Below are 13845 nucleotides of genomic sequence, written 5' to 3' on the forward strand. Positions count from 1 at the left end.
TTATGAAAAAATTAGCTAAAATAAAGTACCTTCCAAATAATTTTGAAATAATTGAAGATGGTGATCATGTTATTTGTGCAATTTCTGGAAAACCAATTAGTTTAGAAAAGCTTAACTATTGGAATGTAGAACTACAAGAACCTTATTTTTCTTATATAGAGTCTAATAAAAAAAGAGAAATTTTAGAAAAATAAATTATTTCCATCTATTATGTGTCCATATCCATTCATTGGGATTTTTAATAATCATTTTTTCAATTATTGAATTTAGTTTTTTTGTAATTTCTGGAGTGGTTTGGTTATCAGTAAAATAAATTGGATCATAAACCTTCATGACAAAATTTAGATCCTCTTTTCTCTCAATAAATATAGGAACAACGGGCATTTTGTATTTCTTAATAATTTGTGCTGGGATTGTCGTAGTAAAAGCATCTTGATTGAAAAATTTTGATTTAATACCTTGAGAAACTCTTTGATCTAGCATTAGTGCGGCAGAGTAGTTTTTTTTTATTAATGAAACTAATTCTCTCATTCCACTTATGCCTTTTTTAATTTGTTTTTCACAAATATGTTTAATTCGAATATTTTCCATAATAGGATTCAAATAGATATTATTTAAAGGCCTATAAATTGCAGATAAATTAATTCCTTGCTTTTTGATTTGCATCGCCATTAGTTCGAAATTACTAAAATGGCCTGATACAAAAATAACTTTTTTATTTTCTTCTTTTAGTTGTTTGAGAATCTCTTTACCCTCTATTTTTATATTATCTTTAAGATTTCCTGAATTAAATTTCTCCATGAACATATATTCAGCAAAAACTCTTCCATAATTATTCCACATATTTTTCGAAATATTTTTTAATTCTTTATTTTGAATATTTGGAAAGACTCTTAGGATATTCTCATGAATAATATGTTTCGATCTAAACAAAGGCCCTAAGAGTTCAAAAAGTTTACCAGATAAATAAGAAGAAAGCTTGGCTCCAAGTAGTTTAAAAATTAAAAAGAAAAAAATTACAAAAATAAACTGAAAAAAATATTTTAACTTTTTCACTTAATTTAAAATTTTTTTAATAAATTTTTTTTCATCTTGTAGCTTTAAATCTACTTTAATAATATTAAAAATATGATTAGTTTTATTTCTAAGTCTTTCAAAATCCTTCTCTGTCGTTAAAAGCCTACATTGAAATTTTTTTGATAAATTTATTAATTTTGCAATATCTTCTTTACTATAAGTATAATGATCTGGAAATTCAAAGTCTTTGATAATTTTCATTTTATACTTTTTAAGCATTCCTATAAAAGTTGAATGGTTGCCAATACCAGAAAAAACAATATATCTTTTATTTTTTTTAAACTTTTTTATATTAGTTGGCACATATTCACCAATATTTATATTCAATTTTTGATCTATATTTTTTTTTATAAAATTTTTTATATTTTTAAGATTTTCTAAATTTCCATTTAGAAAAACATGATCGTATTTTCTAATAGAATTAATATCTTCTCTTAATGGACCTGATGGAATTGTTTTTCCATTTCCTAACCAATTTTTATTATTAAAACATACGATTTTCTTATCATATTCTATTGTCTTATCTTGGAGTCCATCATCAAAAATAGCAATTTTAAATCCTCTTTTAATTGCTTCTAACAAAGCTTCTTTTCTTGTTTTTTTTGATATTAAAAAACCTTTCATAGATAATAAATTTCTTTCATCTTCCTGATTACTATAAAATTTTTTTATGAAACAAACTTTTAAACCTCTTCTTTTAAGTAAATTATAAATCTTAATACTTAATGTTGTTTTTCCTGTTCCACCTAAATAGATATTTCCTATACAAATTGTAAATATTTTATTTGAATGATATTTTTTTTTAATTGATATTTTATTTAAAGAATTTATTAAAATTGCAATTGGGCTTAATAAAATTGAATATAAACTAGTATCTTTTAAATCCCAAAAATTAGGTTTTTTTAATTTCATTACAAGTTTGTTCTAATATTTCATTTCCAATAATCCTAATTTTATTTTGAACAGTGTTAGTTTTAAGGCTGTTTGATAAAAATTTATCTAATATTTTGATGAGCTTCGTTAAAGAATTAGCTTGGTAAGAAATTCTTTCTTTTTTTAAATAATCATAAATTTCTTTAAAATTTGAGATAAAAGGTCCGTTGATGATACGACACCCATATCTTATTGCCTCTAAGGGATTCTGACCTCCATGCTTTACAAGGGATCCACCCATAAAAATATTCTTAATTTTATTATAAAATAAAGCTGTTTCGCCATAAGAACTTACCAGGTAGATATCAATTCCATCTTGAATTTTATTTTCTTTTTTGTGAATTTGCACTCTTAAACCAGATTTTTCTAAATTATTTTTAATAATGCTAACTCTATTGATATGCCTTGGTATTATTACTGTAAGCAAATTCTTGTATTTTTTTTTTAAATTTTTATGTGCTAACCCACAAATAAGTTCTTCATTTTCATGTGTGCTAGATGCACACCAAACTTTTTTTGTTTTTAAATATTCAGAAAATTTTTTATTATCATTAATATTTTCTCTAATATTTTTTATAAATTTTAAATTTCCAATATATTTTAAATTTTTTACTTTAAGTTCTTTTAAGTATGTTTTGCTTTCCAAATTAGCAGGGAGACACAAATTAAATTTAGTAAAAATTTGTTCAGAAAATTTTTTTAAAAAATGCCATCTTATAAAAGTTTTGTTTGTAATTCTTGCATTCAATAAAATTAGTGGAATTTTTTTCTTACTAAGAAAAAAAATTAGATTTGGCCAAATTTCAGAATCAATTAAAAAAACTTTATTTGGTTTCCAATAATTAATAAACTTTTTAATTATAAAGTTAGAGTCGATTGGAAAAAATTGATGAACCACTTTCTTTAGATTATAATTTTTTAAAATTTTTGATGAACTTAGTGTATTTGATGTAACTAAAACTTGATTGATAGTTTTATCTCTCTCAAATTTAATTAATAGAGGAATAATACTTTTTAATTCACCTACGCTTGCACCATGAAACCAATAAAGATTTCCAATTTTTCTTTGTCTAGAAGAAAAAGCAAATTTTTCAATAAATCTTTTTTTATCCTCTTTTTTTATTATGATTCTGTAAATGATTATTAATGGAGAAAAAATAATTAAAAGATTTATTAAAAATCTATAAATTATTATCATTTATCTTTTAATTTGTTTTTCATAGAAATTTTTGTACTCACTAGAAGACAAAAGTAAATCATTATGCTTTCCTTCACCAATTACCAAACCATCATTAATTACGTAAATTTTTTCAGAATTAAGAATAGTTGAAAGTCTATGAGCAATTACAATTGTTGTTCTACCTTTTGTTAATAAATTAATAGCGTCTTGAATTTTTTCTTCAGTATCTGCATCTAATGAGGAAGTTGCTTCATCAAGAAGTATGATTGAGCTTTTTTTTAATAAAGCCCTAGCGATAGAAATTCTTTGTTTTTCACCACCGGATAGTCTTATTCCATTTTCACCTATAATTGTTTCGTATTGATCTGGCAGTTTTTCTATAAATTCATTTGCATATGAATATTTAGTAGCTTTAATTATTTCTGTCTCAGTTGCTTCAGGATTGGCATATTTAATATTATTTTTAATTGTATCGTCAAATAAAGTAGTATCTTGACTAACAAGTGAAATTTCATTTCTTAAAGATTGAATTGTAACCCCAAATATAGATTGATTATCTATTTTAATATCACCATTTGTTTTGTCGTAAAATCTGGGTATTAGATTTAATATGGTAGATTTTCCAGCCCCACTCAAACCTACTAATGCAGTCATTTTTTTACCTGGAAAAGACAGATTTATATTTTTTAAAATTTTTGTTTTATTTTTTGGATAATAAAATTCCACATTCAAAAAATCAATTTTACCTTGATCAACTTTTAAAATTTTAGCTTCAGGTAGTTCTCTGATTTTGGGAGCATCATCAATAATTGGTAATAATCTTTTTGCCCCAGACAAGCCTCTTTGAATTTCCATGTGTAAAGTTGCTAAGGATCTAACTGGCTGATAGGCAAGCATCATTGCAGCTAAAAAAGAAAAAAAATTACTTACTTCAAGTTGACCATTAGATATTAGTTTTGCAGAAATAAAAATTAATAAAGCTATCATTATACCAGTAAGAAATTCCATTATTGGCGAATTTCTAACTAGAATAATTTGTATTTTTTCAGATTTATTTTTATAATTTTCTATTTTTTCTAATGCTTTGTTTTTTTCAAATTTTTCCTGTTGAAAAATCTTTGTTAGTTTGTGATTTTTAAATATTTCAATTAAGTAAGAATTTAGATCTCCCGCTGTAGTCATTAATTGATTTGTAACTTTTCCCATTCTTTTACCCAATATTTTTGCGGCTAAACTTGCAAAAGGTATCATAATTAATGCAACCAATGCTAATTTCCAATTTTGATAGAACATTACAAATAATAATCCAATCAATGTTAAGCTATCTTTAAATAGATTCAGTAAGGCTACAGTTACAAGACCATTTACAGTATTAACATCATGAGTAATATTTGAAATAAATTCCCCTGAATGTTTTTCATCAATTGATTGGGTATCAGCATTAATTAAAGATGAAAATAAATCGTTTTGTATTTTTTTTCTAAAATTTTCTCCAACTTTAATCATTATTACTTTCGCAAAATAAAGTGAAACACCTTTAAATCCAAAAGCTAAAACTATTAGACCTGGTAAAATAAAAATTAATGTTTTATTTTGTTCTATGAAAAGTTGTTTTATTGCAGGATCTAATAAGTATGCAATTGAAGATGTGCTTCCTGCTAGAACAATTGTAAATAAAAATGCTAAAAAAATTTTTGAAATATATTTTTTAGTATAATCATTATACAGACGCTTAAGTATTTCTATATTTGTCATTAGTTTTAAACTAAATTTTACCCAAAACTAAACTTAAAAAAACTAAAAAACCAATGATATTGTTGGATTTAAATATTGATAAGCAGTTTTTAGAAGATTTTATGTCCAATTTTTTTATTTGCAGAAAAAATAATTGAAAACCAATTACTATTGAAATGAAATAAAATACTAAGTTTAGCATAAGTAAAGTTCCAACAATTATTAAGCAGATAAAAAATATTAAATAAGAAATTGTCAGGAATAGACCTGGGATTTGTTTAAATTTGATTGAAGTAGATTTTAGCCCTATAATTTCATCATCCTCAATATCTTGAAATCCATAAATAGTATCATAGCCTAATGTCCAAAAAATTGCACCTACATAGAAAATTAAAGGAATTAAATTCAATTCACCTGTGACAGAAGTCCAACCAAGTATAAGACCGTAGTTAAAAGTTACACCTAAAAAAAGTTGAGGCCAGTATGTATATCTTTTCATTAATGGATAAGTGAATGCTAGAGGCATAGAGCCAAATGCCAATAGAATTGTGAAATTATTAAATTGAATTAAAACTATAAATGCTAAAAAGCATAATGATAAAGAATAAAAGATTCCCTTTTTTACAGAAATTTTTTTTGATGCAATTGGTCTATTTTTAGTTCTAAAAACTTTTTTATCAAAATTTTTATCAAAAATATCATTTACAATACAACCAGCTGATCTCATTAAAACTGAACCGGTTAAAAAAAGTAAAATATAAAAAATATATGTAGTTACTTCTCCATTAAAATCATAAGCTATCGACAATCCCCAAGCACATGGCCAAAAAAGGAGCATATAACCAATTGGCTTTTTAAATCTTGTAAGTTCAATGAAAAGTTTAATTTGATCCATAAAATTCTGTTGTAAATAACAAAGAGAAGTTTGATAATCAAACTGATTCGCATGAATATAGACTATACCGTTACAGCATTAATGTTCCCTGCAATTCCTTTGTTAATGAGCGTTTACAGTAACCGGTTTCACTCGTTAAGTATTTTGATCAGACAACTTCATGATGAGCATGTTTATGAAAAGCATATTCCACCTGAGTGGAAAAAACAGTTTATCAATTTAAGTGGACGTATAACACTTTTGAGGTGGACTATACTTTTTGCATCTTTTGGATTTCTTTTTAACATGCTTACTGTCTTTGCACTTTATTTGGATGAGCTATTTATAGCTAGAATGATATTTGGATCGTGTTGTTTATCTATGATTATCTCAATTTTATTTTTCATTAGAGAAATACATATATCAACTAATGCACTTAAGCTTCATATGTCTGATATGGATGTTGATGTTTCTTAAGGTATTATAACTGCAGGACCAGTTAATCTTCTTCCCTCTAGATCTTCATGAGCTTTTTGAGCTTCATCAAGAGAATATTTTTTTGAAATCTCAACTGTAAATTTTTTACTCAAAACTGCATCGAAAACTTTTTTAGCCGATTCTTCTAGCTCTTCTCTTTTAACTGTGTAATGAGCAATTGATGGTCTAGTAAAAAATAATCCTTTTGTGTTAATATGTTTTTTAACATCAATAGTATCCACATATCCAGATGCATTTCCAAAAGCTACCATCATTCCTCTGATTTCTAAAACTTCTATTGATCCTTCAAATGTTTTTAAACCAACACCATCGTAAACTACATCAATTCCATTTTTACCTACAATTTTTTCAACTTCTTCAACAAAGTTTTTATCAGTATAATTTATTACGTGATGACAACCATTTTTCTTTGCAATCTCTTCTTTCTCTTTAGAGCCAACTGTACCAATCACTTCTGCACCAAGAGCATTTGCCCACGGGCATAAAATTTGACCAAGGCCACCAGCAGCTGCATGGTATAAAACTTTATCACCTTTCTTAAGTGGATACGCTCTATGTAGTAAATATTCTGCAGTTATTCCTTTTAAAGTAATGCAAGAGGCAACTTCATTTGAAACTCCATCTGGAACACTTACTAATTTGTCTTCAGGCATAATTTGTTTTTCAGCATAAGCACCAATTGGCATTGATGCATGAGTTACACGATCACCAACTTTAAATAATTTCACTTCAGATCCAACTTCTTCAATTTCTCCACAAGCTTCCAAGCCAATTCCGCTTGGTAGGGGAATAGGGTAGAGACCTGATCGGTGATAAGTATCAATAAAATTTAAACCAATAGATAAATTTTTAACTAAAACTTCTTTTGGACCCGGTTTACCAATTGCAATATCTTGGATTTCCAAAACCTCTGGTCCACCAAACTTTTTAAATGTAACAGCTTTCATAATTTATTTTACAAAAGTACCATTATGATAATCTTGAACTGCTTGCAAGATTTCTGCTTTAGTGTTCATTACAAAAGGACCACCTCTTGCAATCTCCTCATTAATTGGTTTACCTGAAATTACTAAAAACTTAGCATCTGTTGAAGCTTTAACATTTAAGTTTTCACCCTTAGTTAACAATATTAAAGTACTATCCTTAACTTTATCGTGATCTTGTTCACCAATTTTAATTTCACCACTTATCAAATAAATAAAAGTATTATGAGTGCTTGGTAAGTTATAGTTGAATTCTTTATCTTTTTTTAACTCCACATCAAAATAAGTTGGTTCAACATTATGTTTTTTAACTGGACCTTCAGCTTTTTCAAATTTACCAGCTATAACTTTAACTTGTTTTTCATCATCTTTATGAACAGCCATTTTATCTGCATCAATATAAATGTATTCTGGTTTACTCATCTTTAGTTTTGCTGGCATGTTGATCCAAAGTTGAAACCCGTGAAGTTTCCCTTCTTTCATTGCAGGCATTTCAGAATGAATTATACCACTTCCAGTTTTCATCCACTGAACATCTCCGGCAGTCATTCTACCTTCACCACCTGTGCTATCTTTATGTTCAAAATCTCCTGCAAGCATATAAGTTACTGTTTCTATCCCTCTATGTGGATGAGGGGGGAATCCAGCAATATAATCCTCACTATTCTCTGATCCAAATTCATCTAGCATTAAAAAAGGATCAAAGTAATTTGGCTCAACACCAATGCTTCTTTTTAATTTAACCCCAGCCCCATCGGATGCTGGAATAGGATCAATAATTTTACTTACTTCTATATTTGACATTCTATTTATGTAATGACTAAAACTTTAATTTCAATTATCTATTATGAGAGCCGTCACAAAGTGGCTGGTCATCAGTTTGTTTGCATGTGCAAAAAAATACTTTTTTACTTTCTTCTGCTTTATAAGCTAAAGGAGTAAACTCAGTTCCTTTGTGAGAGCCATCACAAAATGGTTGTTTAGAACTCTTACCACAAGTGCACCAAAAATATGATTTTCCCTCTTCAACTACTATTCCAATTGGGCTAGATCCTGCTTTTTCACCTTTATTCATTTCAATCCCTCTTTATAATATTTTTTAATTCAACAAGACTTTTTATTTCATACTCTGGTTTAAAATCAAGATTATCAAAAATATTATTATTTCTATTCACCCAAATTGAATTAAAACCATAATTTCCACCACCTGATACATCCCAAGTGTTGGCACTTAAAAAAGCAACTTCATTTTTTTGGATTTGATATTTTTTAATTGGCAAATCATAAACTTTAGAGTCTGGTTTATAAATACCAACTTCTTCAATAGAAAATAAATCATCAAAGATATTTTCAAGATTATTACTTTCAACAAGTTCTTTTAGAAGAGATGGTGATCCATTTGATAGAATTGCTAATTTTAAATTTTCATTTTTTAAATCTTTCAAAACTTTTGAAACCTCCTCAAAAGGAGAAAGAATTTTATAAAGATCTAATAACTCATTTTTCATTGAAGTATCTATGTTGAAAGCTTTCATTGACTTATCCAAACTATCCTCTGTTATTTGCCAAAAGTCTTTATGTCTATTCATTAAACTTCTAAGCCATGTATATTCTAATTGATTAGTTCTCCAATAATTTGCAAAAGCTTCCCATTTGTCTCCAATTTTATTTTTACACTTTTGAGCTGCAGAATTGACATCAAATAATGTTCCGTATGCATCAAAAATTATTGCTTTAATATTTTTCATAATTAAACTTTATTATGTGAGTAATATTAGATTATTTTTTCCAGAAAGTTTAACAATTAATTTTGAAAGTAAATTAGATAAATCTCAATCACATTACCTTTTAAAAGTAATGAGAATTGAAAATGATAAACCATTTTCACTTTTTAATATTAGCGGAGAGTGGGAAGCAGTAACAACTGAAGTTATAAAAGGTATTGTGAATTTTAAAGTTACTAAACAACTTAGACAAAAAGAAAATAAAAAAGAAATTTGGTTAGCTTTTTCTCCAATTAAATCAAATTATCAAAATTTTATGATTCAAAAAGCAACAGAGCTTGGTGTAACAAAATTTATTCCAATCATTTTTGATAGATCTATTGTTAGAAAAATTAATCAAGAACGATTTAACAAGATAATAATCGAAGCTTGTGAACAGTCTAATAGAATTCATTTACCTGATATTAGTAAACCTCAAATTTTAAATGAATTTTTAAATTCCAATGAGGTTAATTTAGTTTTTACTGATTTAAATTCAGAAAATAAAAAATTAGATAAAAGTAAGTTTGATACCAAACCAATCTGTGTTTTGGTTGGTCCTGAGGGAGACTTTTCTGAAGAAGAAAGAGAAAAGATTCTTAAATATAAGAGAGTTTTTTCAATTAAAATTAATGATAATATTCTTAGATCAGAAACGGCGGTAATTTCATCATTATCAATCATAAATTACGCAATATCTTGATAAATTGTCGCGAAATCTAAAGTGTAAATTTAAAAAAAGGGTATTATAAAACTTTCTAATGAAAAAAATTTTAATCACATTACTTGCAGTTTTAAGCTCAGTTGAAGCTCTAGCTAATCAACCAAAAAATTGGCAATTAGGTTTCCAAGAGAGCGCATCAGAAACTATGAGAGACATAGTTAGTTTTCACAATAATTTATTGTTGCCTGTAATTGTTGCAATTAGTGTGTTCGTTTTATTTTTAATGGCATATGCTTGTTTTAGATTTAGAGCATCAAGAAATCCAAACCCATCAACCAGAACGCATAATGTTGCAATTGAAGTTTTATGGACTTTAATCCCATGTTTAATTTTAATTGTTATAGCAGTTCCTTCATTTAAGACTTTATATAGTCAAGATAGAATTCCAAAAGCAGATGTAACTATCAAAGCAGTTGGATACCAGTGGTACTGGGGTTACGAGTATCCCGACGAAAATATAATTTTCGACTCTTACATGCTTGAAGATAAAGATCTTAAGGCAGATCAACCTAGATTGTTAGCAGTTGATAATGTGGTAGTTGTACCGGTTAACAAAGTTGTTAAAGTTTTAATTACAGCTAATGATGTGTTGCATGCATGGGCACTTCCATCTTTTGGAGTAAAAAGAGATGCTGTTCCAGGAAGAATTAATGAAACGTGGTTTAAAGCAGAAAGAGTTGGAACGTTTTATGGGCAGTGTTCAGAGCTTTGTGGAATTAAACATGCTTTTATGCCTATAGAAGTTAGAGTAGTATCAGAGGAAGATTATCAAGAATGGTTAACTGATGCTAAAGTAAAATTTGCAAAAGAAATAATTGAAGAAGATAAATATAAAAAACTAGCGAGTAAATAAATATGTACACACAAACTGCATCACACGATGATCATCACACTCCAACTGGTTGGAAGAGATGGGCTTATTCAACAAATCATAAAGACATAGGAACAATGTACTTAATCTTTGCAATCGTTGCAGGGGTTATTGGAACAGCCTTTTCAGTTTTAATGAGAATGGAATTGATGCATCCTGGTGATGGCATATTAGGTGGAAATTATCACTTATATAATGTGTTAGTTACTGGTCATGGTTTGATCATGATTTTCTTCATGGTTATGCCAGCAATGATTGGTGGATTTGGTAACTGGTTTGTACCAATTATGATTGGTGCACCAGACATGGCTTTTCCTAGAATGAATAATATTTCATTTTGGTTATTGCCTGCTTCTTTTATCTTATTACTGTTGTCAATTTTTGCTGACGGCCCTCCGGGCGCACAAGGTGTTGGTGGAGGATGGACTTTATATCCACCTTTATCATCTAAAGCTGGACAACCAGGTCCTGCAATGGATCTTGCGATTTTAAGTTTACACTTAGCGGGCGCTTCATCAATCTTAGGTGCAGTTAACTTTATTACGACAATATTAAATATGAGAACTCCAGGCATGACATTACATAAAATGCCATTATTTGCTTGGTCAGTTTTAGTTACAGCATTTTTATTATTATTATCTTTACCAGTTTTAGCTGGTGCGATTACGATGTTGTTAACGGATAGAAATTTTGGAACCGCATTTTTTGAAGCTCAGACAGGTGGAGACCCAGTATTATACCAACATTTATTTTGGTTTTTTGGTCACCCTGAAGTTTATATTTTAATTCTGCCAGGTTTTGGAATGATAAGTCATATCGTTTCAACATTTTCAAGAAAACCAGTATTTGGATATCTTGGAATGGCTTATGCGATGGTTGCAATTGGAGTTGTAGGTTTCGTTGTATGGGCTCACCACATGTATACAGTTGGATTAAGTACGGATACGAAAGCATATTTCCTAGCCGCAACTATGATTATTGCTGTTCCAACAGGAATAAAAATATTCTCCTGGATTGCAACGATGTGGGGCGGATCGATATCATTTAAAACTCCAATGGTTTGGGCATTAGGATTTATTTTTATGTTCACAGTTGGTGGTGTAACAGGAGTAGTCTTGGCAAATGCTGGAGTAGATACAGCTATGCATGACACTTATTATGTAGTTGCACATTTCCATTATGTTTTATCTTTAGGTGCGGTATTTGCGATCTTTGCAGGTTTCTATTACTGGTTTGGTAAAATGTCTGGCTATGAATATTCAGAATGGTTAGGACAGTTGCATTTCTGGCTAACGTTTATTGGTGTTAATCTAATTTTCTTTCCACAACATTTCTTAGGTTTAGCTGGAATGCCTAGAAGATATGCAGATTATCCAGATGCATTTGCTGGCTGGAATTATGTATCTTCGATTGGATCATATGTTGCAGTTATAGGTTTAGGGGTATTCTTTATTAATCTGATTTATTCATTTTATAAAAAGAAAGCTGCAGCTGCAAATCCATGGGGAAAAGGCGCTACGACTTTAGAGTGGACAGTACCATCTCCGCCAAACTTTCATACTTTTGAAGAGTTACCAAAGTTTGAGGATGATCAAGATACTCAAAAGTCTCACGGCTAAAAAAATTTGAAATTTAAAACAGATGAGTAGTAGTTCAAGGTTGAAGAAAAAATCTTTAAGCCAAGAAGATCTATTTAATCTTTCAGAATTATTTAAATTGATGAAGCCAAGAGTTATGTCCTTGGTAATATTTACTTGTGCCGTTGGACTATTAACCTCACCAGGAATTATCTCAACAAAGGATGCAATAATTGGTATTTTATTAGTTTCAATTGGAGCAGGAGCAGCTGGTGCGCTAAACATGTGGTACGAGTCTGACTTAGATGCGTTAATGACTAGAACATGTCTTAGACCAATCCCAACTGGTAAAGTGAATAAAAACCAAGCACTCATTTTTGGAGTAACTTTATCTATCATTTCTGTTGTTGCTCTTGATTATTTTGCAAACAGAGCATCTGCAATTTTGCTACTTTCAACTATATTGTTTTATTTGTTTGTCTATACAATTTGGTTAAAAAGAAGAACCCCACAAAATATAGTTATTGGAGGAGCAGCAGGTGCTTTGCCACCAGTTATTGGGTGGACGATAGCAACAGGCTCGCTATCTATTGAACCGTTAACGTTTTTTCTGATAATATTTTTTTGGACACCATCACATTTTTGGGCATTAAGTTTATATAAATCTGATGATTATAAAAAAGCTAAAATTCCCATGTTGCCTTTAACAAATGGCATTGAAAGCACAAAATTAAATATATTTGTATATTCCTTGTTAATGTTGCCAGTAATAATTTTTCCTTATTGGATTAATTTTGTTGGAGAAGTTTTTTTAGTGCCAGCATTAATGCTTACTTTATACTACAACTACTTATGTTATGAGTTATATAATTATACAAAAAATAAATTTAACTCTAAAAAAGCAAAATCAATTTTTGGATATTCTATATTATATTTATTTTTAATTTTTGTATTATTCTTACTGGATAAAATATTATGATGGTCCCGGACAAAAAAACTAAAAGAAAAAACTTATTAACTGCAATTGGAATAATTGCTTTTATGATTTTTTTATTTTTATTCACTCTTTATAATACGGGAGTATTTAACAGAGCAATATGATTCAAAAGAAAAATCTTACTCCGGTTTTATTGGCAGGTGTTTTTGTTTTAATGCTTGGCTTATCATATGCCGCTGTGCCATTGTATGATTTATTTTGTAGGGTAACAGGATTTGGAGGAACAACCCAAGTTTCTAAAACAGCTCCAGACATAGTATTAGATAAAGTTGTTAGTGTAAGATTTGACACTAATGTAAATAATTTACCATGGGATTTTAAAGCCAAAAGTAATGTCATAGATGTAAAAGTTGGCCAAGTTAATAAGATAGAATTTGAGGTAGAAAATTATAGCAGTGAAGATACTGCTGGTACCGCAAGTTTTAATGTTTCGCCTTCTAGTTTAGGAAAATATTATAGCAAATTAGGTTGTTTTTGCTTTGAAAAACAAGTTTTAAAAGCCGGTGAAAAAGCGACTTATGTGATGACTTTTTATTTAGATCCAGAAATGGTCAATGACCCAACAACTAAAGATCTACATGACGTTACTATGTCATATACTTTTTTCTCGACAGATTATTATAAACAATCATAA

Annotated in this window: 16 protein-coding genes; 7 read left to right on the forward strand and 9 right to left on the reverse strand. The window is 28.7% G+C overall.

Annotation, left to right across the window (positions count from 1 at the left end; genetic code table 11):
* The first annotated feature begins 2 nt into the window (after nt 1-2).
* Entirely contained in the window at nt 3-194 is a 192-nt protein-coding gene (locus B9N70_RS00100) for a DUF2093 domain-containing protein (RefSeq protein WP_085113791.1), read from the forward strand.
* Nucleotide 195: 1 nt separating this feature from the next.
* Here the strand turns inward: B9N70_RS00100 and B9N70_RS00105 are convergent, their stop codons facing one another.
* Genes B9N70_RS00105 through ubiA form a run of 5 tightly spaced genes read right to left on the reverse strand, consistent with a single transcriptional unit; the run spans nt 196 to nt 5819 of the window.
* Nucleotides 196-1056: a lysophospholipid acyltransferase family protein gene (locus B9N70_RS00105; protein WP_085113792.1), complete on the reverse strand. Its 861-nt coding sequence runs from the start codon at nt 1054-1056 to the stop codon at nt 196-198.
* A complete protein-coding gene (gene lpxK, locus B9N70_RS00110) occupies nt 1057-1989 on the reverse strand; it encodes a tetraacyldisaccharide 4'-kinase (protein ID WP_085113793.1) in 933 nt (310 codons plus the stop codon).
* Nucleotides 1970-3208, reverse strand: a complete 1239-nt coding sequence (locus B9N70_RS00115) for a 3-deoxy-D-manno-octulosonic acid transferase (RefSeq protein ID WP_085113794.1) — start codon at nt 3206-3208, stop codon at nt 1970-1972. The genes lpxK and B9N70_RS00115 overlap by 20 nt, the downstream gene beginning before the upstream one ends.
* The gene (locus B9N70_RS00120; RefSeq protein WP_085113795.1) at nt 3209-4945 is read right to left on the reverse strand and encodes an ABC transporter ATP-binding protein; all 1737 of its coding nucleotides are present in this window, start codon (nt 4943-4945) and stop codon (nt 3209-3211) included.
* Between the two features lie 10 nt (nt 4946-4955).
* On the reverse strand, nt 4956-5819 hold the full coding sequence (gene ubiA / locus B9N70_RS00125; protein ID WP_085113796.1) for a 4-hydroxybenzoate octaprenyltransferase: 864 nt from the start codon (nt 5817-5819) through the stop codon (nt 4956-4958).
* Between the two features lie 51 nt (nt 5820-5870).
* On the opposite strand from ubiA, the gene B9N70_RS00130 reads away from it, so the two are divergent.
* Nucleotides 5871-6275 (forward strand): DUF2721 domain-containing protein, encoded by a 405-nt coding sequence (locus tag B9N70_RS00130; RefSeq protein WP_085113797.1) that lies wholly within the window; start codon nt 5871-5873, stop codon nt 6273-6275.
* On the opposite strand, the gene B9N70_RS00135 is transcribed toward B9N70_RS00130, so the two are convergent.
* Genes B9N70_RS00135 through B9N70_RS00150 form a run of 4 tightly spaced genes read right to left on the reverse strand, consistent with a single transcriptional unit; the run spans nt 6272 to nt 9027 of the window.
* The gene (locus B9N70_RS00135; protein ID WP_085113798.1) at nt 6272-7243 is read right to left on the reverse strand and encodes a quinone oxidoreductase family protein; all 972 of its coding nucleotides are present in this window, start codon (nt 7241-7243) and stop codon (nt 6272-6274) included. The two genes, B9N70_RS00130 and B9N70_RS00135, sit on opposite strands and share 4 nt — an antisense overlap.
* Before the next feature lie 3 nt (nt 7244-7246).
* A complete protein-coding gene (locus B9N70_RS00140) occupies nt 7247-8083 on the reverse strand; it encodes a pirin family protein (RefSeq protein WP_085113799.1) in 837 nt (278 codons plus the stop codon).
* Between the two features lie 34 nt (nt 8084-8117).
* Nucleotides 8118-8354, reverse strand: a complete 237-nt coding sequence (locus B9N70_RS00145; RefSeq protein WP_085113800.1) for a CDGSH iron-sulfur domain-containing protein — start codon at nt 8352-8354, stop codon at nt 8118-8120.
* Nucleotide 8355: 1 nt separating this feature from the next.
* On the reverse strand, nt 8356-9027 hold the full coding sequence (locus B9N70_RS00150) for a haloacid dehalogenase type II (RefSeq protein WP_085113801.1): 672 nt from the start codon (nt 9025-9027) through the stop codon (nt 8356-8358).
* Between the two features lie 16 nt (nt 9028-9043).
* Here B9N70_RS00150 and B9N70_RS00155 point away from each other — a divergent pair, with 16 nt between their 5' ends.
* The 5 genes from B9N70_RS00155 (at nt 9044) to B9N70_RS00180 (ending at nt 13845) form a co-directional block, all read left to right on the forward strand.
* Entirely contained in the window at nt 9044-9745 is a 702-nt protein-coding gene (locus B9N70_RS00155; RefSeq protein ID WP_085113802.1) for an RsmE family RNA methyltransferase, read from the forward strand.
* 58 nt (nt 9746-9803) lie between these two features.
* Entirely contained in the window at nt 9804-10619 is an 816-nt protein-coding gene (gene coxB, locus B9N70_RS00160) for a cytochrome c oxidase subunit II (RefSeq protein ID WP_085113803.1), read from the forward strand.
* Nucleotides 10620-10621: 2 nt separating this feature from the next.
* A complete protein-coding gene (gene ctaD, locus B9N70_RS00165; protein WP_085113804.1) occupies nt 10622-12256 on the forward strand; it encodes a cytochrome c oxidase subunit I in 1635 nt (544 codons plus the stop codon).
* Between the two features lie 22 nt (nt 12257-12278).
* Nucleotides 12279-13193, forward strand: a complete 915-nt coding sequence (locus B9N70_RS00170; RefSeq protein ID WP_085113805.1) for a heme o synthase — start codon at nt 12279-12281, stop codon at nt 13191-13193.
* Between the two features lie 118 nt (nt 13194-13311).
* On the forward strand, nt 13312-13845 hold the full coding sequence (locus tag B9N70_RS00180; protein WP_172819931.1) for a cytochrome c oxidase assembly protein: 534 nt from the start codon (nt 13312-13314) through the stop codon (nt 13843-13845).

This window comes from Candidatus Pelagibacter sp. HIMB1321, from assembly GCF_900177485.1.
Classification (GTDB): Bacteria; Pseudomonadota; Alphaproteobacteria; order Pelagibacterales; family Pelagibacteraceae; genus Pelagibacter.

What these genes read in the sequence shown, in the direction of transcription:
- lpxK (WP_085113793.1), bottom strand. Translation starts at nt 1,989, where the DNA reads ATGAAATTAAAAAAACCTAATTTTTGGGATTTAAAAGATACTAGTTTA.
- ubiA (WP_085113796.1), bottom strand. Translation starts at nt 5,819, where the DNA reads ATGGATCAAATTAAACTTTTCATTGAACTTACAAGATTTAAAAAGCCA.
- B9N70_RS00120 (WP_085113795.1), bottom strand. Translation starts at nt 4,945, where the DNA reads ATGACAAATATAGAAATACTTAAGCGTCTGTATAATGATTATACTAAA.
- B9N70_RS00100 (WP_085113791.1), top strand. Translation starts at nt 3, where the DNA reads ATGAAAAAATTAGCTAAAATAAAGTACCTTCCAAATAATTTTGAAATA.
- B9N70_RS00170 (WP_085113805.1), top strand. Translation starts at nt 12,279, where the DNA reads ATGAGTAGTAGTTCAAGGTTGAAGAAAAAATCTTTAAGCCAAGAAGAT.
- B9N70_RS00150 (WP_085113801.1), bottom strand. Translation starts at nt 9,027, where the DNA reads ATGAAAAATATTAAAGCAATAATTTTTGATGCATACGGAACATTATTT.
- B9N70_RS00145 (WP_085113800.1), bottom strand. Translation starts at nt 8,354, where the DNA reads ATGAATAAAGGTGAAAAAGCAGGATCTAGCCCAATTGGAATAGTAGTT.
- B9N70_RS00130 (WP_085113797.1), top strand. Translation starts at nt 5,871, where the DNA reads ATGAATATAGACTATACCGTTACAGCATTAATGTTCCCTGCAATTCCT.
- B9N70_RS00135 (WP_085113798.1), bottom strand. Translation starts at nt 7,243, where the DNA reads ATGAAAGCTGTTACATTTAAAAAGTTTGGTGGACCAGAGGTTTTGGAA.
- coxB (WP_085113803.1), top strand. Translation starts at nt 9,804, where the DNA reads ATGAAAAAAATTTTAATCACATTACTTGCAGTTTTAAGCTCAGTTGAA.
- B9N70_RS00115 (WP_085113794.1), bottom strand. Translation starts at nt 3,208, where the DNA reads ATGATAATAATTTATAGATTTTTAATAAATCTTTTAATTATTTTTTCT.
- B9N70_RS00140 (WP_085113799.1), bottom strand. Translation starts at nt 8,083, where the DNA reads ATGTCAAATATAGAAGTAAGTAAAATTATTGATCCTATTCCAGCATCC.
- ctaD (WP_085113804.1), top strand. Translation starts at nt 10,622, where the DNA reads ATGTACACACAAACTGCATCACACGATGATCATCACACTCCAACTGGT.
- B9N70_RS00180 (WP_172819931.1), top strand. Translation starts at nt 13,312, where the DNA reads ATGATTCAAAAGAAAAATCTTACTCCGGTTTTATTGGCAGGTGTTTTT.